Raw genomic sequence first — 18,467 nt, 5'->3', positions numbered from 1 at the left:
TCACCTGTTCAACGACTGATCGATAACGGCGCGGAATGCCGCGTCGAGCGTTTCGTAAGCGATCCGTTGCCCAGATGAGACGATGGGGATAAAGGCTTCGTTATCTCCGCCGCGTACCGGGTTGATGAACTCCCAGACGATGTTCCCTTTCTGCGTAACCTCGAACAGACGCCCGCCATCGGATTCGGTGATCAAGCGGTTGCCGTTGGGCAGTGTTTCCGCAGAGCTGCGGACATAACTTTCAAAGGGGTGTTCATCGTCTCCTTCATACGTCCAGACCACCTCATGGGTGCTCGGGTTCACTTCGAGCACTCGGGAAATATTCGCCTCCCGATAGTTGGCCGCATTGTCGAAGAGAGTCATGTTTCCGTTCGGCAGCACCTGGGCGTCATGCTGGACCAGCCAGGGCCCGGTGGTGGCCCAGGTCACGGCGCCCAGCTCGGGGTTCACCAACGCGATGGTGCTGATGTTGCGGAACGAGACGAGCACTTGCCCGGGACGGCCCTTGGCGGGAGTGAAGGCGGCGGTTTGCTGGTCGTCGAGAAAATGTACGCTGTTGGCGTGCAGCGGATCGCCCGTGGCGTAGCCGGGCGTTTGGTAAAGCGGTTCGGCGAAGCGCGACTTGAGAAAGGCCCGGGACAGCGAGACCTTGTTCAATTCTTCACCGCTTTCAAGGTCCAGCGTCACCAGCCAATCATCCAGCCACGGGCGTTCGAGTCCCTTCAAGCTGGGGATATCGTCCTCGCTGAAGCCATGGGTGAGGGTGACTAAGCGACCGTCCGGCGTCAGGTGTAGGTCATGATGGGCTGCGCCGTGGTAAGCCCAGATCAACTTGGAATCACGATCGATGCGGATCAGGCCATAACCCCAGGGTGTGTCGTTATCGGCGGTGATCACCACCAGCAAGTCGCCGTTGGGTAACAGGCGGGCCTTGTCCCAATAGATTCTGTCCTCGGGCCTGGGCTTACGGCCGGCCGGGCTTTCAGTCCAAATCTCGCGATAGGGCAGCGCCCAGCGATGGACGACCTTGCCCTGCATGTCCATCAGATTGGCGTAACTGCCGTCGCCCGAGGTGTAGAGCGTCAGCCCGTCGAACGCGTCCTGCGCATCATGAGTGGTTACGCCCCGTTCCTGACGCCGCGCTTGCCGCCACAAATGTGTCTCGGTGTAGAGATCGGTCTCGGTGAACTGAGCCAGCGCCGCATGAGCCGCTTTGTAGGCGTCGTTCAGATAGCGGTAGGGAAAGTTCTGCGAAAGCGTGACCAACGCGCCACCGACAAAAGCGATGAATGCTATGGCAAGGATGAATACGGCGAAACCGGCACGATCTGCCTTGTCCATGAACCCCCCTGCTGGGCGTGATTTCGGTCTCGCGGCTGGCTGCTCTGCTGACGAAACGGTAAACGCTGCGTGTTGAGACTCGCATTGACGGGCTGGGGTTCGGTTGCTGCTCACGTAGCAACTCGATCAGCAGGGACGGCAGAGACGGGCGGCCGGGAGGGCACTAGGGCAAGGAAGACGCGGCCTGCAGTTCATATTCGGCGGCCTGGAGAAACCGGCCGAACGCCAGCTGGACACCTTCCAGCAGTTGATCGCGGTCGACGCGCGTTGCTCGGCGCTCGAATTGCGCCAGAAAACGCGGCCACAGCGGAGCGCCCGCTCCATGTTCGAGGTAGCGCAGCGGACGGCCCGAGACACCGTCACGGACACGCTGGGACAATACTCGACCGCCAAGCCGCGAGCCCTCCAGCACGTAGGCAACGCCCCAGTACCAGCCTTCGTCGCTGCCCGGTTGGAGATGCGGTGGAGCGGGCAAAGCAATCCGGAGTGCCCGCAGATCTTCAGCTAGCGCCGCGCTTCGGCTTCTTTCGGGCCAATCGTTCAGCAGTCGCGCTATCGGGCCCTGCTCAAGCGCCGCTTCCAAGGGAAGCAGCGCAGCCGCGTGTGCGCTCAGAAAAAGTCCGTAATCGTGGCGGTCGCGCAGGTCGAAGCGGGAATAAGTCGTATCGACGCGCTGATGCAGCGGCGCACTCGCGTCGCGGAGCCACTGACGCAAGGATGACATCAGGCGGGACTCGCTTCGGTGAGCGCGACGAGGATTTTGCTGGCCAGATCGTCTTCACGGAAGGGTTTCTGGATAATCGTCGTGCTACCCATGCCCAGTTCGCCAAGCTCGGCATAGCCGGTGATGAATACCACGGGCAGCTTCGGATAGCTCGACAGAACGGCCCGGGCCAGCTCGCCGCCGTTCATCCCCGGCATGGCGAAGTCGGCCAGAAGCAGGTCCACCGTCGTTCCGTCTTTCAGCAATTGCAGGGCCCGCTGACCGCTCTCCGCCTGGATCACCGAATAGCCCAGGTTGGACAACATCTGTGCGGTCACTTCACGCACGCTGTTATCGTCGTCGACCAGCAGGACGGTGTTCGATGCATCACCGATCGGCGTGCTGTGTGGGCTTTCCGGCGCGTCGATCGCCAGCTCCGGGGCCTGAACCCGAGGCAGGTAGACGCTGACGGTGGTACCCACGCCCAGTTCGGTCTCGATCCGCGCGCCACCACCGGATTGCTTGGCGAAGCCGAACACCTGCGCCAGCCCGAGCCCCGAACCCTTGCCCACCTCCTTGGTGGTGAAGAACGGTTCGAAGGCCTTCTGCAGCACGTGATCGCTCATGCCTGAGCCTGTATCCCGTACCGACAGCACCACGTACTCGCCAGGCCCCGGCTCTTCGGCACGCTGCGCGGGTGTATCGATCACCGCGTTGGCCGTAACGAGGGCGAGACGGCCACCGGAACCCATGGCGTCGCGGGCATTGATCGCCAGGTTGAGGATGATCATCTCGATCTGGGTGGGATCGACCAAGGCATGCCAGAGTCCGGCGCAAGTATCGGTTTCGATGGTAACGGCACCGCCTAAGGTGCTGTGCAACAGACTGAGCATGCCGACCAAGGTGTCGTTGAGGTCCACTGCCTTCGGGGCCAACTGCTGACGACGAGCGAACGCCAACAGCTGGCTGGTCAGGGTCGCGCCGCGTTCACCGGACTCCTGGATGTACTGCAGGCGGCTCAGCGATTTGGCCAGCGGCGCGCCACGCTCCAGGTCGTTCTTGAGAAAGCTGGCGCTGGTAAGAATGACGGTCAGCAGATTATTAAAATCATGCGCGACGCCGGCGGTTAGCTGGCCGACGGCCTCCAGGCGCTGCATCTGCTGGAGGGTGGCCTCGATGCGTTCGCGCTCCTTGATCTGCTCCGTCAGCTCGCGGTTGGCCGCTGCGAGACGGTCGACGGCAGCGATCTCGCTGGTGATGTCGCGTCCCGCGGCGTACATCCTTTCGCCTTCGGGCACTGCGGTCCATGACAGCCAGCGGTAGCTGCCATTGCTGTGCTGCATACGGTTGACGAAGCGGTCGGTGACATGCCCCTGGCGAAGCCGCTCGGTTTCTTCAAGGGTTGCGCTGAGGTCGTCGGGGTGCACCAAGGCCCAGAGGGGCTGGTCGGTGAGTTTTTCACGCGGCCAGCCGAGCGTGCCTTCCCAGACCGGATTGAGTGCGACAACCGTAGTATCGAAGCGCATCACCGCGAGCAGGTCGCGGGAGAGTTCCCAGGTCCGGTCGCGCTCACGCGTGCGTGCCTCGACACGTTCGCCGAGCGTTTCGTTCATGCGTTTGAGCGCTTCGGTGGCCAGTTTCTGTTCGGTAACATCCATCACCACGCCGATGAAACGCTTGCTCGCGCCGTCCTCGAAGAAGCCTTGTCCGCGGGTTTCCACCCAGCGCACCCGCCCGTCGCCGAGCAGGATGCGGTAGTCGACGGTGAATTCCTTGTCACCCTCATCTGTGAGGGTCTTGCGGACCTTTTCGCGTATACGCTGCAGGTCGTCTGGATGACAGAACGACGCTAACACCCCGACGTTCACCGGCGCGTCATCGGACAGGTCGAACATCGCGCGACATTGACGATCGAGAATCAGCGTGCCGCTTGTCAGCTCGTAGTCCCACATGCCCAAGCCTGCCGCATCGATCGCCAGACGAGCACGCACCTCGACTTCGCGCAGTGCTTCTTCGGCGCGCAGGCGTCCGTGGCGTTCCTGCACCTCGCTCAGTGCTCGCTCAACCGCCTTGGGCAAGAGGTTCAGGTTCTGTTTGAGCACGTAATCAACGGCGCCGGACCGCATCATGCTGACCGCATGCTCCTCGCCGAATACGCCGGAAAGGAAAATGAAAGGGGTGTCGGGCGCCAGTTGCCTGGCGTCCTGCAGTGCCTGGCTGCCGGAATAGCCCGGCAGGATCAAATCCGAAAGAATCAGATCGAAGCGCCGTCGTTGCAGCGCTTCGACCACGCCGGCACGGTCATAGACGACTTCCGTCTCGGCGACGTAGTGGTTTCGTTCGAGCGTCAGGAGCGCCAGCTCGGCATCGTGCGGGCTGTCTTCAACTAGCAGGAGGCTAATATTTTTTTTCGGTGGCATAACCATCCTGTAGCGGGTGCCGCACGGCTTGACGAAAGTTTGCTTGTGAGTCGCTCAGAGTCGCTGCCTTTCAGCTCCGCTCTTCATCGTCCTGGCGATCCCGGCGTTGGCGTTGCAGCCGCAACGAGCCCGGTGGCGGCTCATTGAGCACAGCCCAGAAAATACCGAGGTCGGAAATGGCCGCCACGAAATCCCGAAATTCGACCGGTTTGACCACGTAAGCGTTCACCCCCAGTTCGTAAGCCTTCGTCAGGTCCGGTTCCTCACGCGAGGACGTCAGCATCACCACGGGTATGCTGCGCAGGTCGGGGGTTTCGCGAACCATTTTCAGCACCTCAAGGCCGTCCACTTTGGGCAACTTGAGGTCGAGCAGCAGCACGGCCGGATTGCCATCGGCGCGCTGGGCATAGTCGCCGCGACGCAGCAGGTAATCGAGCGCCTCGGCGCCGTCGCGCAAGACAATCACATCGTTGGCCAGTTGACTGCGCTCGAGCGCGACCAGCGTCAGTTCCAGATCGTGAGGATTGTCTTCTACCAAAAGAATCGGTTTGAGCATCAAGGGTCTCGTACTAAAGGGATGACGCGTAAGCGAGGCGGGGTAATGAAAAGAAAAAGGTCGCGCCCTGATCGATTTCGCCGTTCGCCCAGACCTGTCCATCGTGCCGCTCGATGATACGTCGCACGCTGGCCAGTCCGATCCCGGTGCCCTCGAACTCCTCCATCCGATGCAGGCGCTGGAAGACACCGAACAGCTTGTTGGCATATTGCATGTTGAAGCCGACGCCGTTATCGCGAACGTAAACGATGGTTTCTTCGGCGCGCTGTTCGGCACCTATCTCGATGACCGCCAGCTCACGCGTGCGGCTGTACTTGAGGGCATTGGAGATCAGGTTGCGCAAGGCCATATGGATGAAAGCGGCGTCAGCGACCACGACAGGCATCGATTGAACTTGCCATTCTATCTGCCGGCCTTCGCAGTCCGGCGCCATTTCCCGACGGATGGATTCGACCAACGCGCTGAGATTGACGTCGGACATTCGCAGCGCGGCGCGGCCCATCTGGGAGAAACTCAGCAGATTGTCGACCAGCGTGCCGGCGAAACGGGCGGCATCGCCGATGTTGTCGAGGAAGCGCAGGCCACGATCGCTGAGCTTGCTGCCTTCGAGTTCGCCCAAAAGCTCCGCATAGCCGGCGATGTGCCGCAGCGGCGCGCGCAGGTCATGCGAGACGCTGTAGGAGAATGACTCCAGCTCCTTGTTGCTTTCACGCAGCTCACCGGCGAGCTGGGCCATTTCCTCGGCCTTGCGCAGCACGATGCCGAGCACTGCGGTGCGCAGTTCGAGCGCGCCGTCCAGTTCCACCTGTTGCCAGGGCTGGGCGTAGCCACGCACCGTCTCGCACCAGCTCTCGAAACTGTCGCGCGGAGACAACCCGCCGCGAGCGTTAATTTGCTTGCTCGCCTGACCGGCCCAGTTCACGGTCTTGATCTGCTCACGACGGAACCACAGCAGGTAATGCGGATGCAGGCGCGAAATCGAGATCGCCAGCAGGCCGGCACAGTGCGCGGCCAGTTCCGGCACGGCCGGGATATCGCGGGAAATGCAATCGGAACTGAATACCAGACGCTCATGCTGCTGCGACAGCCATAGCGTCAGCGCGGTCAGCAATTCAGGTGGGGGCGTCTCACCGATGACTTCTTGGGTCTCGCCCGAGACGATGGCGGCGCCGTGGGCACTGGCGAATCCGAGTACAACGGTCGGGAGGTTCTTGAAGCCTTCGATGACGCTGTCGCGGTCGGCCATTGCCGAAAGCAGCTCGACGATCTGGCGACGCAATTCCAGCTTGCGCTGGGCTAACGCCGCTGCTTCCTTGGCTTGAATCTGCAGCGCAAGAATGCGCCCTAACAGTTCGCAAGCCGTGCGGGTCTGATAGCCCACAGCGCGCGGCGCGGCGTCATGGCAGGAGATCATCCCCCAGAGCTCGCCCTGCACGACGATCGAAATCGACATCGACGCGAGCGTGCCCATGTTGCGCATGTACTGCAGGTGCACCGGCGACACGCTGCGAAGCGAGGCAAAGCTCAGATCCAGCGGTTCACCGGTGTCCGGATTGAGCGCGGGTACCAGCGGGGAGGGCCGGTAGTTGGCGTCCTGGATCACTCGGATCAGGTTGTCGCGGTAGAGCTGGCGTGCCTGTGACGGAATATCCGAAGCCGGAAAGTACAGCCCCAGATAGCGCGGGTAGCCTTCGTCGGCTTCTTCTGCCAATACCACGCCGTTGCCCTGCGCATCGAAGCGGTAGGCCTTGACCCGACCGAAGCCGGTGACGCGTTTGACCTCGCGCACGGCCAGTTGGCAGATGACATCGAGCGCCTGCGCTTCTTGCAACTGCACCACGAACGTCCGCATCAGGGGATAGAGCGTGTCGTAGGCCTTGCCGGAACTGCCCGCGGCCTCGAACTCGACGATGAGCCGGCCCGCGTAGCGGTGGGCCATCAAGGCGAATGACGGCCGGTCGCTGTGCCCTGGGAGCGTGAAACTGATGTCGCTCAGGTGGAACGGATTGTGGTCGTCTTCGGCCAGCGCAGCCAGGCGTTCGGCGAAGCCGCACTCACCGATAAGCTCGGCGAGCGGCTGGCCGAGCAATGCCTGGGCCTCGACTCCAAGCCACTGAACGACATTATCGCTGGCTTGAGCGATGGTCAGCTGAGGTTCGTGGAGCACCAGCAGAAACCCATGGGGTTGAATACTGCCCGGGATATGGATGGGTTCGTCAGCGCACTGGGCGAGCGCCTCTGTGAGCCTGTCGCATGCTTGGGTGGATGCCACGGTATCTCCTAGTCGAGCCCGAACGGGCTGAACGATGGGCAGGCATCCATGCGGTTATTCATATCGGTGCCTGCTTCGTTACGCTTGCGTGGGGTACACCTTTTTTCGAGCGATCGCCACTTTAGCGCGACTGGTACTGGCTAGCCACTGTGAGGGCTTGTATAAACGGCGCATTCCTGGCGACTGCAGAGGGGGACTGTCATGGAAGAGGTGATCGAGCAACTGCGTGAACTCAACGAACCGGTACCGGTACCGCTGGAACTGCCGGACGATGACCGGCTGGTCGAGGTCGAGGAAGAGTTGTTGATCAACCTGCCGTTCGGCTTGCGTGAATTCCTTTTGACGGTCAGTGACGTGATCTATGGCCGACTGGAACCGGTAACCGCCGCCGACCCGCAATCGCATACCTATCTGCCGGAAGTAGCCGCCAACGCTTGGGATGCTGGCGTGGCCCGCGACCTGCTGCCGATCTGTCAGGACGGGCCGGATTACTATGTGGTCGACCTCGAAGGCGAGGTCATGCTGTTCGACGGCGACGAGCACGAGCTGACCGACGGGAGCTGGGAATCGGTGTGGCACTGGGCGCGCGACGTCTGGCTGGAAAGTTGAACGGCCCGATAAGAGCCTCCGAGCGCATACCTCCGATAGTAGGTCGGCACGTGCCGCTCGTGGCGGTCTGCCATGGGACGCAACGTTCATGATCACGCTCGGCAACCTGTTCATCTTTCTCCTGCTTATGACGGCCATCGCCTGGCTTTGGCACGCCCATGGCATCCGTGAGCGCGCGCTGGCAGCGGTGCGGCGCCATTGCAAAACGATGGATGTCGAGCTGCTGGACGGCAATGTGGCATTTCGTCGTCTGGGGGTGATTCGTGACGCACGCGGGCAGCGCCGTTTTGCACGGGTCTACGGTTTCGAATTCACCGTCACCGGAGAGCAGCGCCATCAGGGCAGTATCGTCATGTTCGGTGCCCGTCCAGGACCGATTGAAATGGAGGCGCATCCTTTTCATGCTCCGCCGGATTCGGGGCGGGTAATCCAACTGGACGATTGGCGCCGCCGCAACGAGTGAACCGGCGCTAGAGGCGGCAGGCCGCCATTGCCGCCTTCAAGCGCGGCTCATCCTGCGGTTCATCGAAGATTAGTTCCAGCCTCGAGTCCTTCCGCCATTCGCTGGGCATGAACCGCAGTGGCTCGCCAGCCAGCGCATTGGCCGAGTGCCAACCATCGGGTCCGTGCACGACCAGCTTCGCTCGGCGCCAGTTCAAGCTACCGAGCCAATGGGCGATGCGTTGCGTGTCGAAACGTTGGCTCGGATGCCAGCGCCAGCCAATACTCCAGCCGTCCGCGCTGCCCTGACCCTGGCAGAAGGGCTGTTGCGGATTCAGCCAAACACCACCGGGTACGCCGGCAGCAGCGGGGAGGGGAGCTTGCCCACCGGCAAGTCCGGCTCGTACGTCGATGCCGGGCAGTTCGGAGATCGGCAGAGCGCCCTCATGTGTCCAGCGCAGGGGTAGCGCAGGCAGCTGCTTAATGAGGTACTGGCGATCGGCCTGGGTCAGCTGCTCAGATTTGTTCAGCAGCAACAAGCCGCTGCTCTGCAGCGCCTGTTGCTGGCTTGGCGGCAACGGCTCGCCACGCGCCAGCGCCGCGGCGTCGAGTACGGTCACGCACGGCTGCAACGCCATTACCTCTTGCCAAGGTGGTTCGCCGAGTTGTTTCAGCAACTCGGCCGGATGCCCCAGCCCTGAAGGCTCGATCAACAGCCGGTCCGGTTTGGCCTTGCGCAACAAGCGGCTCAAGCCGACCTGAAACGGCACGCCGTTGACGCAGCACAGACAGCCGCCAGCAACCTCGGCCAGGCTGATCCCCGTCTCATCGGTGGTCAGCAGTGCGGCGTCGAGTCCGATCTGGCCGAACTCATTGATCAGCACCGCCCAGCGTTCGCTTGCGGGCTTTTGCGCCAGTAGCGAGCGGATCAGGCTGGTCTTGCCGGCGCCGAGCGGCCCGCAGATTACATGGGTAGGTATGTGGGTCAGCATATGAGCCATGGTGCGTATTCGGTGGTGGGGTTGGAGGCGATTTCAGGGCCTGCATGCTAGAGTCGCGGCGGGTAAAAAAGGGGGCCGTTCGATGCGTTCAATATGTTTTCTGTTGCTGTCGCTGGGCATTACTGGGCAGGTCTGGGCCGAGGGCTGCGTGATTCACAGCCAAGATGAGCGGATCGAGGTGAAGCTCTGTCAGCAGAATCGCACGATTCCGGCGGAACTGTTCCGCTCCGGCTTCTGCCAGCCTGAACTCAAGGATCAGGACGTTGAGGTCTCGTTTGTCGAGCAGTGCCCCGCTGGCGCCTTTGGTATCTGCCGTAACGCTCAAGTCTCGAATATGCCCTATCGCCAGGACATTCATTATTACGGTGTCGCCAGCGATGCGCGGTTTCTCCAGCCAGCCTGCGAACAGACCAGCGGCGGCGAGTGGGTCAAGGAGTAGCGCAAGGCGGTCCAATGCCCATGGGGGTTCCACGTGAAACCTTTCACTATTTTCTAGGTTTGAGTGCACCGCAATCGGTCCCTAACCATTTCCCACGCGACTGCATGCGGCTGTTGCCCTGTTGCGTGCCGACCCGATAGTCGCTTTCGATCGTACTGACCACCTCCCGCTCGCTGATCAGCTGGGTCTCGCCTTGCCCCTTGGCGTCAGGGCATTCGAATGTGAATTTCCACAGGCTGTCAGTCTGTTCGACGAGTTCCTGGCTGCAGCCAGGTTCGTCCTGAAAGGGCAGTTCAAGGGATTTCACCTGCGCCTCGCTCAGACACATGCGCACCCCGCCTGAACCCAGCTCGACGCCTTGGGCGGCAAGCATGTCCTCCATCATTTTCTTTTGCTCCGGTGGCAGGCCCTTCATTTGCTTGATCATTTCCGCCATGCCCGGCATCTGCGTGCCATCCACTTCGATGTTGTCGCTGGAGAACTCCCACAGCCCTGGCAGCATCTCCAGCGCCTGAACGGGGAGCGCACCGAGCATTAACGCAGCAGCGGAAAGGTGAATGATGGGTTTCATCTTTAGACTCCAACGTTGATATCCAGAAAAGCCTAGTCGAGCCAGGAAAATCTGACCGCTTCTGAGTAATGCGCAACGCGTGAAGGGGCATAGCTTTGTGCTGATGAGAAGCGTTAGCATTAACGCTTTCGAGGCGAAGGGTTCATCCATGGCGATCGAGGGTATGGTCAGGCATCCGCTTGTGCATCGGCTGTATGTTGACCATCAGGGCTGGCTGAATGGCTGGCTGCGGCGTCAGCTCGGCTGCAGTCAGAAGGCCGCCGACCTGGCGCAGGACACCTTTGTTCGCGTACTGAGCAAGGACCATGGCCTGGAATCCATTCGTGAACCTCGCGCCTACCTGCACACCATCGCCAAAGGGCTGCTGATCAATCACTGGCGACGCAAGCAGATTGAGCAGGCCTATCTGGATACGCTCGCCTTGCAGCCGGAGGCGGTCATGCCGTCGCCGGAATCCCAAGCGCTGATCGTCGAAACGTTGATGCAAGTCGATGTGATGCTGACACGGCTACCGTACAGGGTGCGCCGCGCATTCCTGCTGTCTCAGTTGCACGGGTTGACCTACGCGGCCATCGCCGCCGAGCTCGATGTGTCCGAGCGGATGGTCAAGAAATATATGGCGCAGGCCATGCTGCATTGTCTTTTGCTGGCCGAGGATGAGCCATGAGCCTCGACTATCAGGTGCTGCAGGCGGCGGCGCAGTGGTTCGCGGTATTGCAGTCCGATTCGGTCAGCGAGGCCGACCGCGAGGCCTGGCGTGTCTGGCTGGCAGCGCCAGAACACGCCCGTGCTTGGCAACGTGTGGAGCAAATCAGCGGACGCCTGGAGCCCTTGGCCGGCGATCCGTTCAGTCCCGCGGCGACGGCTTTGTTGCGGTCGGGACAGCCAACTCGCCGACAGGCGCTGAAAACTTTGTCGATCCTTTGCGGAGGCGGCGCGCTGGCCCTGGCCGCCGGCGCGATGCCTTGGCGAAGCTGGGCGGCAGACCAGCGCACCGCCGTCGGAGAGGTCCGCGACTGGCGCCTGGAAGACGGCTCACGGCTGTGGCTGAACACCGACAGCGCGGTGGATGTCGCCTTTGAAGAGCGCACTCGTCAGCTCTCGTTGTACCGCGGCGAGCTGCTGATGCAGGCGGTTGCCGAGCCTCGTCCGCTGGTGCTGTGGACCGCCGAAGGCAGGTTACGGGCTAATAGCATCGCCCGGTTTTCGGTACTGCAACGTGAAGGCAGCACCCAGCTCAGTGTGTTCGACGGCGCGGTCGAAATCATGCCCAGCGGGCTGGGGCGTTCTCTTACCGTCATGAGCGGCCGGCAGATCGCCTTCGACAGCGAAGGCATCGAGCCCGAACGCGCCGTGCAGCCGGGCCGCCAATCCTGGACCAGTGGTGTCCTGGTGGCCGATAACCTGCGCCTGGACGCATTCGTCGCTGAGCTGGCGCGCTATCGCCAGGGCTATCTTGGTTGCGATCCGCGCGTGGCGAGCCTGCGTGTGGTGGGCGCGTACCCCTTGGCGGACACCGATCGGGTGCTGGACGTGTTAGCGGACACGCTGGCGCTACGCATCAATCGTCGACTGTCCTGGTGGGTGAGCCTCGAGCCCGCGGAACAGGTTTCCGGTGTTTGATTAAACAAGAATGCAAAAAATTCGCATCTGCAGTTCCCCTTTTGCAATGTCGCGGGGCATAACGGCAACGATCACGATTTTGCCCTTCGCAAAAAGGATGACTCATGCGCTCTATCGCTCTTCCGTTCCGCCGCTCCAGTACGCTTACCCAGGCCGTACGCGCCGCCATGCTTTGCGTGCCGCTGGCGGCGCTCGCCACTTCGCCGGTGGCTCTGGCGCAGTCCGCCAGCCAGCAGTCGGTGCGCGGTTACGAGATTCCCGGCGGTCTGCTGTCCAGCGCCCTGAGTCGCTTTGCTGGTGAGGCCGGCGTGATGCTGTCGGTCGATGCGCGCCTGATCGAAGGAAGGCAATCGAGCGGCCTGCAAGGCCAATACGGTATCGAGGACGGTTTCGCGGCGCTGCTTCAGGGGAGCGGACTGCAGGCGGTGCGCGATGAGCGCGGCACCTACTCGCTGGCACCGCGTGCGGAGGAGGCCAGCTCCATCGAGCTGAAGCCCATGGTGGTTGAGGGCTTCGCTCTGGGTAACGCCTTGGGCGAGATGGAAGGCTACAACGCCACCCACAGCAGCGTGGCGACCAAGACGAGTATGCCTTTGGCCGAAACCTCTCAGACCGTTTCAGTCGTAACGCGTCAGCAGATCGAGGACCAGGGTTCGCGCTCGATCGCTCAGGCGGTTCGCTACACGCCGGGATTGATGAGCGCGCCATATGGCGCCACGACGCGCTACGACTATGTCGCCATGCGCGGCATCACGGACGGCTCGGTGGACAATCTCTACCTTGATGGGCAAAAGCTGTTGGGTGATAGCGGCACCTACAGCAGTCTGCAAGTCGATCCCTATTTCGTCGAGCGCATCGACATTCTCAAGGGGCCGTCATCGGTGCTCTATGGCCGCAGCCTGCCCGGCGGTCTGGTGGCAATGACCACTAAGAAACCGCAACACGAAACCCGGCGCCAGCTGCAGTTTTCCTATGGCAGCAACGATTACAAGCAGGCCGCATTCGATTTCACCGGTCCGCTGGACGACGAGCGGATTGCCTACCGCCTCGCAGGTGTAATCAAGGACGCCGATAATCAGGTCGATGGCATTGAGGAGCAGCGCTACGCCGTGATGCCGTCGGTGAGCATTGACTTCACCGAAGACACTCGCCTGACCCTATTGGCGATGCTGCAGAAAGATCCCGAAAGCGGCTACCACGGCGGCTTGCCGGCCGATGGCACGGTGACCTCGCATAACGGTCGGCGAATCTCGCGCAGCTTCTTCGAAGGCGACGAAGATTTCGAGAAGTTCGAGCGCGACCAGCAGATGCTGGGCTATCAGTTGGAACATCGCTTCAACGATGTCGTGTCGGCCCGGCAGAACTTCCAGTACCTCGACTCGACCGTGAAGTCGGGACAGGTTTACCAGTACGGTTACGCCACCGCCGATGAGCTGGTGCGCTATTACACCGGTGCGGACGAGGCGCTGCACGCGTGGACCGTTGACAACCAGTTGCAGTTTCTCTTCGATACCGGCGCGCTCAGTCACACTTTGGTGACCGGCCTCGACTTCCAGCGGCGCAAGGCCAAGGTGGATTACGATGCCGGTTATGGTTTGCCTGCGATCAACCCCTACACCGGTGCCATCGGAGCAGGCAGTCCGGTGTTCTATCACCAGTACGACGAGACCCGCGAGCTGGAGCAGACCGGCCTCTATGTGCAGGATCTGATCAGCTTGGGCAACTGGCGTTTCTCGTTGGGTATGCGTCAGGATTGGGTGGACGTCTCCTTCGATCACACGAACGATGCAACCTACGGCGACCAGACCGACAGCGCCAAGCTGGAGCAATTTACCGGTCGGGTCGGCGTGCTCTATGCCTTCGACAACGGTCTGTCGCCCTATGTCAGCTACTCCGAGTCGTTCAACCCGAACGCCACCGCGGCCTACAACGAGGTTTCGCCCGGAGAGTACGACATCGCCTTGCTGGACCCTACCGAAGGTGAGCAGTACGAAGTGGGCCTCAAATACCAGCCGCTGGGCACCGACGATCTCTACACCATTTCCTACTTCGACCTGAAGCAGTCCAACCTGGCGAACAAGGACTCCAACGAGAATTTCTACCGTGCAGTGGGTGAGCTGACGTCGAAAGGCGTTGAGGTGGAGGCCCGCCTGCGCCCAATCGAGCAGATCAATGTCATCGCCAGCTACACCTACATGGACGTGGAGTACTCCAAGGATTTCACCGGGGCGGCCGGGGTGAACAATCGCGGCAATATGCCCAACGCGGTGGCGCGTAACATGGCCTCGCTGTGGACCGACTACACATTCGGTCAGGGTTCGCTGGCTGGCCTGCAGGTCGGAGGCGGCGCGCGCTACTTCGGCAAGAGCTGGGTCGATGCGGAGAACACACTGCGCATTCCCTCCTACACGTTATATGACGCCATGCTCGGCTACGACCTGACGCGGGTGGGCCTGCAAGGCGTTGGCGTGCGTCTGAATCTCAACAACCTTACCGACGAAAAATACGTGGCTGCCTGCAACAGCCTGAGCCAGTGCTACTACGGCGAAGAGCGCAACATCATGGCAACCGTAACCTATGACTTCTGAATTGGTAACGCTGCCGCCGTCCTGAACGGGTCGGCGGCTTTTGCTATATGAAAAACGGAACCCGACGATGCGTCCAATCCTCGTTCTTCTACACCGCTATGTCGGCCTGGCCACGGCGCTGTTCCTGTTTCTCGCCGGCATCACTGGCAGCGTTCTGGCCTTTCACCACGAGCTGGACGAGTGGCTGAACCCAGAGTTCTATCACACCGAGAGCCGTGGGCCGGTACTGGCTCCGGGCACGCTGGTCGATCGTGTCGAGCAGGCCAACCCTCGGATGCAGGTCTGGTACATGGAGTTTCCGGACGAACCGGGGCACGCCGCGCTGATGGCGCTGGTGCCACGCAATGACCCGGCGACCGGCAAGCCGTTCGAAGAACGTCCGGTTGTGCAGTACCTCGACGCGGTGACGGGCGAGCAAGTCGGCACGCGCTATTGGGGCGAGTGCTGTTTCTCGCGGCAGAACGTTGTGCCGTTCCTGCTGGAGTTTCACTACAACCTGTCGCTGCCCAGGACTTGGGGGATCTGGTTGATGGGCATTGTCGCAATCTTCTGGACCCTCGACTGCTTCGTCTCGCTGCTGCTGACCTTTCCCCGCGGGCGGCCGTTCTTCGGCAAGTGGTGGACGGCCTGGAAGATCAAGCGCCAGCGCCTCAACCATGACGTGCATCGCGCCGGCGGCCTATGGCTGTGGTTGTTGCTCACGCCGGTGGCGGTCAGCAGTATTGCGATGAACCTGCCCGAACAGGTCTTCAAACCGGTGGTGTCGCTGGTATCGACGGTGGAACCGAGCGTTTATGCGGCGCGCGGCAAGATGCCCAAGGACGAGTTGGGCGTAACCCAGTATGACTTCCATCGGGCCTATGACTTCGCCATGCAACACGCCGCCGACCTGGGCTTGAGTGAGCCCATCGGCGAGCTGTATTACAGCTTCGAGTACAACTTCTACGGGGCTGGTTTCGGTGACCACGACAGCAATCAGGGTAACGCCTGGCTGTTCTTTCATGGCAGTGACGGCACGCAATTGCTGGGGCAGGAAATACCGGGGCAGGGCACGTTAGGTGAGCAGTTCCACATGCTGCAGCCGGCGATCCATGGCGGGCGAATTCTAGGCTTCCCCGGACGCATTCTGATTGCGGTATTGGGCGTGGCGATTGCCGTGCTCTCGGTGACCGGCGTGGTGATCTGGTGGCGCAAGCGGCGCGCCAGGTGCGTAGCGGCAAGTAGGCGCAACGAGGCGTTGCAAGCGATCTGATTGGCAGCGGATATTGTCGAGCCGTAGGGTGGATCACGCTTCACCGATCCACCAGCGGCCACCGCAGCCCTACGTCGATCAAACGACGACTACAGGGCTGCGAAGCTGCTGAATCAGAAGGAGCCGTCCGCTTGCGCGGCGCAACTCCAGAGTTCCAGCGCGGGCCGGTCTGCTTTTGGCGGACCGAGCCATTCGCTCAAGGCGTGACAACGCTGGTCGAAACACACTTGGTAATCCCCTGCTTCGGGGGTTCGCCCCACACGCAGCGGTTGCAACGGCGGGACCTGGCGCTGGTAGTGCCAGGTGCCGTCACGCAGTTCGGCGCCATCCGGGATTTCCATTCCGGCACCAGAACCCTTGACCCGCGCTTCGCCGAGCAGCAGCCCATCCGGCGTGACGCGGTAATCTTCTTCCCAGCGGATCTTCTCGATCGTATGGGTCCAGGCCAGGGTGAAGTCGGCTGTGGGCACTTGCGCCCACACCACCCCGGCCAAGCCCAGGCAGAGTCCGATCATGCCAGTGCCGGTCCAGCCCGGCGAGCCCGCACGATGTGCTGTGCCAGCAGCAGGGCGCCGATGGCGAAGCCAATTTCATCGGTGATCGGCATGGCCATGATCAGCGTCACACCCGCGGCGAACCCTAGCAAGCGTTCCCACCAGGCCAACGGACGCTGCAGATAACCAATCGAGGCGATACCCCACAGGCCAATGGCGAACGCGGCCTTGATCAGCATGTACGCGGTCATCCACAGGTTGTCGCCCTGCAACATCAGCGCCGGGTTATAGACCGCCATGAACGGCACCACGAACCCTGCTATGGCGATCCGCACCGCCCACATGCTGATCTTCAGCCCGGTCTCTTTTGCAATCGGCGCGGCGGCGAAGCACGCCAGCGCCACGGGTGGGGTGAGGTCGGCCAGGATGCCGAAGTAGAAGACGAACATGTGCGAGACGATCAGCGGAACGCCGAGGTCGAGCAACGCCGGCGCGGCGATCGAGCTGGTGATGATGTAGTTGGGGATCGTCGGGATGCCCATGCCCAGAACCAGACAGGTCAGCATTGTCAGGATCAGGGACAGGAACAGGTTGTCCTGGCCAACCGCCAGGATGTAGCCGGCGAAGGTCGAGGCCACACCGGTCAGCGATACCACGCCGATGATCACGCCTACCAGGGCGCAGGCGATACCTACCGGAACCGCGTGGCGGGCGCCTTCGACCAGCGCATGCAGGCATACCAGCAGCGTGTCGCGGCCACCCTTGATGAACCAGCAGACCGCCACCAGTGCCGCGATGACACCGAAGATCACGCCGATGCCCAGCTGGAAGAAACCTGCACAGAGCAGCCCCAGGGCGATCCAGAAGGCGATTCGCAAGCCGAACGAGGAGACCTTCAGGATGATCGCCGAGCCGAGGATCACGATGGCGGTCAGCGACAGCCCGATGATGCCGGCGAACATGGGCGTGCGGCCGGAGAACAGCAGCCAGACCAGCACCAACAGCGGAATCAGCAAGTACCAGCGTTCTTTCACGGCCGCCATGGCGCTTGGGCACTGATCCTTGGGCAGGCCCTTGAGATCGGCGCGCTTGGCTTCCAGGTGCACCATCCAGAACGTCGAGCCGAAATACAGCAGCGCCGGAATCAGGGCCGCTTTGGCCACCTCGACGAAGGGTACGTTGATCGTCTCGGCCATGATGAAGGCTACGGCGCCCATCACGGGCGGCATCATCTGGCTGCCCATGCTCGCCGTCGCTTCTACGCCGCCGGCAAACGCCGCGCGGTAACCAAAGCGCTTCATCAGCGGGATGGTGAACTGGCCGGTGGTGACCACGTTGGCGACGCCAGAGCCAGTGATGGTTCCCATCAAGGCCGACGACACCACCGATACCTTCGCCGGGCCGCCGAGCTTGTGTCCGAACAGGCCCATGGCGAAATCGGTGAACAGCTTGATCATGCCGGCCTGTTCAAGGAACGCACCGAACAGGATGAACAGGAAGATGTAGGTGGCCGACACATAGGTTGGCGTGCCGTACAGACCTTCGGTGCCGAAGGCGAGCTGATTGATCAGTTGGTCAAGACCGTAACCACGATGTGCCAGATCACCCGGCAGGTACTCACCCAGCAAGCCATAGGCGAGGAACATCGCGCAGATGATCGGCAACGCGACGCCCATCACGCGGCGCGCGGCCTCGAAGACCATGACGATGAGCACCACCCCGACGACGAAATCGAAGGTCGTCAGATCGCCGGAGCGCTGGATCAGATCGCCCTCGAAATACCACTGGTAAAACGCCGTACCCATGCCGACCAGCGCGAGCACCCAGGCCAGAGGCTGCCAGGGGCGGCCGTTGCCATGGGCAGGGAAGCTCAGGAAGACAATCATCAGCAAGAAACCGACGTGCCCCGCCCGCAGTACCTGACTCGACACCGGATGAAACGCCGCCATGATGATCTGGTAGATGGAAAACAGCAGGGCGACATAGAACAGCGCCTTGGGCCACTCGGCAGGGCTGCCGCCCAGGCCTTGTTCTTGTTGTAATTCGCTCATGAAATGCCTCGAGCTGATAAAGCGTGGTCGCGTAGAGCCGCTAACAAAACCTGCCGTGAACACACGCTGGTTTTACTAGCACCTCTGCAAAGGTCGTTTGGGATGC

At 61.7% G+C, this 18,467-nt stretch carries 16 protein-coding genes; 7 read left to right on the top strand and 9 right to left on the bottom strand.

The window, feature by feature from the left end; genetic code table 11:
- The 5 genes from CH92_RS21215 to CH92_RS21195 form a co-directional block, all read right to left on the bottom strand.
- Entirely contained in the window at nt 1-1,341 is a 1,341-nt protein-coding gene (locus CH92_RS21215; RefSeq protein ID WP_025243772.1) for an arylsulfotransferase family protein, read from the bottom strand.
- A gap of 163 nt (nt 1,342-1,504) precedes the next feature.
- The gene (locus tag CH92_RS21210) at nt 1,505-2,065 is read right to left on the bottom strand and encodes a biliverdin-producing heme oxygenase (RefSeq protein ID WP_025243771.1); all 561 of its coding nucleotides are present in this window, start codon (nt 2,063-2,065) and stop codon (nt 1,505-1,507) included.
- A complete protein-coding gene (locus CH92_RS21205; protein WP_025243770.1) occupies nt 2,065-4,464 on the bottom strand; it encodes a hybrid sensor histidine kinase/response regulator in 2,400 nt (799 codons plus the stop codon). The genes CH92_RS21210 and CH92_RS21205 overlap by 1 nt, the downstream gene beginning before the upstream one ends.
- Before the next feature lie 70 nt (nt 4,465-4,534).
- Complete coding sequence (locus CH92_RS21200) at nt 4,535-5,020, bottom strand: response regulator (RefSeq protein ID WP_025243769.1); 486 nt, start codon at nt 5,018-5,020, stop codon at nt 4,535-4,537.
- Between the two features lie 13 nt (nt 5,021-5,033).
- Nucleotides 5,034-7,292 carry an ATP-binding protein gene (locus CH92_RS21195; RefSeq protein ID WP_025243768.1) on the bottom strand — a complete coding sequence of 753 codons (2,259 nt, stop codon included), beginning with the start codon at nt 7,290-7,292 and terminating at the stop codon, nt 5,034-5,036.
- 201 nt (nt 7,293-7,493) lie between these two features.
- Here CH92_RS21195 and CH92_RS21190 point away from each other — a divergent pair, with 201 nt between their 5' ends.
- Both CH92_RS21190 and CH92_RS21185 read left to right on the top strand, forming a co-directional pair.
- Nucleotides 7,494-7,901 carry an SMI1/KNR4 family protein gene (locus CH92_RS21190; protein ID WP_025243767.1) on the top strand — a complete coding sequence of 136 codons (408 nt, stop codon included), beginning with the start codon at nt 7,494-7,496 and terminating at the stop codon, nt 7,899-7,901.
- An 88-nt stretch (nt 7,902-7,989) separates the two neighbouring features.
- Complete coding sequence (locus CH92_RS21185) at nt 7,990-8,364, top strand: DUF3301 domain-containing protein (protein WP_025243766.1); 375 nt, start codon at nt 7,990-7,992, stop codon at nt 8,362-8,364.
- 7 nt (nt 8,365-8,371) lie between these two features.
- Here CH92_RS21185 and CH92_RS21180 read toward each other — a convergent pair whose 3' ends face one another.
- Nucleotides 8,372-9,334 carry a CobW family GTP-binding protein gene (locus CH92_RS21180; RefSeq protein ID WP_038623631.1) on the bottom strand — a complete coding sequence of 321 codons (963 nt, stop codon included), beginning with the start codon at nt 9,332-9,334 and terminating at the stop codon, nt 8,372-8,374.
- 91 nt (nt 9,335-9,425) lie between these two features.
- Here CH92_RS21180 and CH92_RS21175 point away from each other — a divergent pair, with 91 nt between their 5' ends.
- Complete coding sequence (locus tag CH92_RS21175; protein ID WP_025243764.1) at nt 9,426-9,782, top strand: hypothetical protein; 357 nt, start codon at nt 9,426-9,428, stop codon at nt 9,780-9,782.
- Nucleotides 9,783-9,828: 46 nt separating this feature from the next.
- Here the strand turns inward: CH92_RS21175 and CH92_RS21170 are convergent, their stop codons facing one another.
- Complete coding sequence (locus CH92_RS21170) at nt 9,829-10,353, bottom strand: DUF3617 domain-containing protein (protein ID WP_025243763.1); 525 nt, start codon at nt 10,351-10,353, stop codon at nt 9,829-9,831.
- A gap of 148 nt (nt 10,354-10,501) precedes the next feature.
- Here CH92_RS21170 and CH92_RS21165 point away from each other — a divergent pair, with 148 nt between their 5' ends.
- From CH92_RS21165 to CH92_RS21150, 4 genes are all read left to right on the top strand, one after another.
- Nucleotides 10,502-11,020 carry a sigma-70 family RNA polymerase sigma factor gene (locus CH92_RS21165; RefSeq protein WP_025243762.1) on the top strand — a complete coding sequence of 173 codons (519 nt, stop codon included), beginning with the start codon at nt 10,502-10,504 and terminating at the stop codon, nt 11,018-11,020.
- Complete coding sequence (locus CH92_RS21160) at nt 11,017-11,976, top strand: FecR domain-containing protein (RefSeq protein ID WP_025243761.1); 960 nt, start codon at nt 11,017-11,019, stop codon at nt 11,974-11,976. Before CH92_RS21165 ends, CH92_RS21160 begins: the two co-directional genes overlap by 4 nt.
- A 104-nt stretch (nt 11,977-12,080) precedes the next feature.
- On the top strand, nt 12,081-14,564 hold the full coding sequence (locus CH92_RS21155) for a TonB-dependent siderophore receptor (protein WP_025243760.1): 2,484 nt from the start codon (nt 12,081-12,083) through the stop codon (nt 14,562-14,564).
- A gap of 67 nt (nt 14,565-14,631) precedes the next feature.
- Nucleotides 14,632-15,816 (top strand): PepSY-associated TM helix domain-containing protein, encoded by a 1,185-nt coding sequence (locus CH92_RS21150; RefSeq protein WP_025243759.1) that lies wholly within the window; start codon nt 14,632-14,634, stop codon nt 15,814-15,816.
- Nucleotides 15,817-15,929: 113 nt separating this feature from the next.
- Here the strand turns inward: CH92_RS21150 and CH92_RS21145 are convergent, their stop codons facing one another.
- Nucleotides 15,930-16,331, bottom strand: a complete 402-nt coding sequence (locus CH92_RS21145) for a DUF1850 domain-containing protein (protein WP_025243758.1) — start codon at nt 16,329-16,331, stop codon at nt 15,930-15,932.
- Nucleotides 16,328-18,361 carry a TRAP transporter permease gene (locus CH92_RS21140; RefSeq protein ID WP_025243757.1) on the bottom strand — a complete coding sequence of 678 codons (2,034 nt, stop codon included), beginning with the start codon at nt 18,359-18,361 and terminating at the stop codon, nt 16,328-16,330. Before CH92_RS21140 ends, CH92_RS21145 begins: the two co-directional genes overlap by 4 nt.
- Nucleotides 18,362-18,467: the final 106 nt, after the last annotated feature.

It is taken from the genome of Stutzerimonas stutzeri (assembly GCF_000590475.1).
Classification (GTDB): Bacteria; Pseudomonadota; Gammaproteobacteria; order Pseudomonadales; family Pseudomonadaceae; genus Stutzerimonas; species Stutzerimonas stutzeri_D.
This window is presented reverse-complemented; position numbering and strand designations above follow the sequence as displayed.

Excerpts from the sequence above, each read along its gene's own strand:
- CH92_RS21215 (WP_025243772.1), bottom strand. The coding sequence starts at position 1,341 with ATGGACAAGGCAGATCGTGCCGGTTTCGCCGTATTCATCCTTGCCATA.
- CH92_RS21210 (WP_025243771.1), bottom strand. The coding sequence starts at position 2,065 with ATGTCATCCTTGCGTCAGTGGCTCCGCGACGCGAGTGCGCCGCTGCAT.
- CH92_RS21205 (WP_025243770.1), bottom strand. The coding sequence starts at position 4,464 with ATGCCACCGAAAAAAAATATTAGCCTCCTGCTAGTTGAAGACAGCCCG.
- CH92_RS21200 (WP_025243769.1), bottom strand. The coding sequence starts at position 5,020 with ATGCTCAAACCGATTCTTTTGGTAGAAGACAATCCTCACGATCTGGAA.
- CH92_RS21190 (WP_025243767.1), top strand. The coding sequence starts at position 7,494 with ATGGAAGAGGTGATCGAGCAACTGCGTGAACTCAACGAACCGGTACCG.
- CH92_RS21185 (WP_025243766.1), top strand. The coding sequence starts at position 7,990 with ATGATCACGCTCGGCAACCTGTTCATCTTTCTCCTGCTTATGACGGCC.
- CH92_RS21180 (WP_038623631.1), bottom strand. The coding sequence starts at position 9,334 with ATGCTGACCCACATACCTACCCATGTAATCTGCGGGCCGCTCGGCGCC.
- CH92_RS21175 (WP_025243764.1), top strand. The coding sequence starts at position 9,426 with ATGCGTTCAATATGTTTTCTGTTGCTGTCGCTGGGCATTACTGGGCAG.
- CH92_RS21170 (WP_025243763.1), bottom strand. The coding sequence starts at position 10,353 with ATGAAACCCATCATTCACCTTTCCGCTGCTGCGTTAATGCTCGGTGCG.
- CH92_RS21165 (WP_025243762.1), top strand. The coding sequence starts at position 10,502 with ATGGCGATCGAGGGTATGGTCAGGCATCCGCTTGTGCATCGGCTGTAT.
- CH92_RS21160 (WP_025243761.1), top strand. The coding sequence starts at position 11,017 with ATGAGCCTCGACTATCAGGTGCTGCAGGCGGCGGCGCAGTGGTTCGCG.
- CH92_RS21155 (WP_025243760.1), top strand. The coding sequence starts at position 12,081 with ATGCGCTCTATCGCTCTTCCGTTCCGCCGCTCCAGTACGCTTACCCAG.
- CH92_RS21150 (WP_025243759.1), top strand. The coding sequence starts at position 14,632 with ATGCGTCCAATCCTCGTTCTTCTACACCGCTATGTCGGCCTGGCCACG.
- CH92_RS21145 (WP_025243758.1), bottom strand. The coding sequence starts at position 16,331 with ATGATCGGACTCTGCCTGGGCTTGGCCGGGGTGGTGTGGGCGCAAGTG.
- CH92_RS21140 (WP_025243757.1), bottom strand. The coding sequence starts at position 18,361 with ATGAGCGAATTACAACAAGAACAAGGCCTGGGCGGCAGCCCTGCCGAG.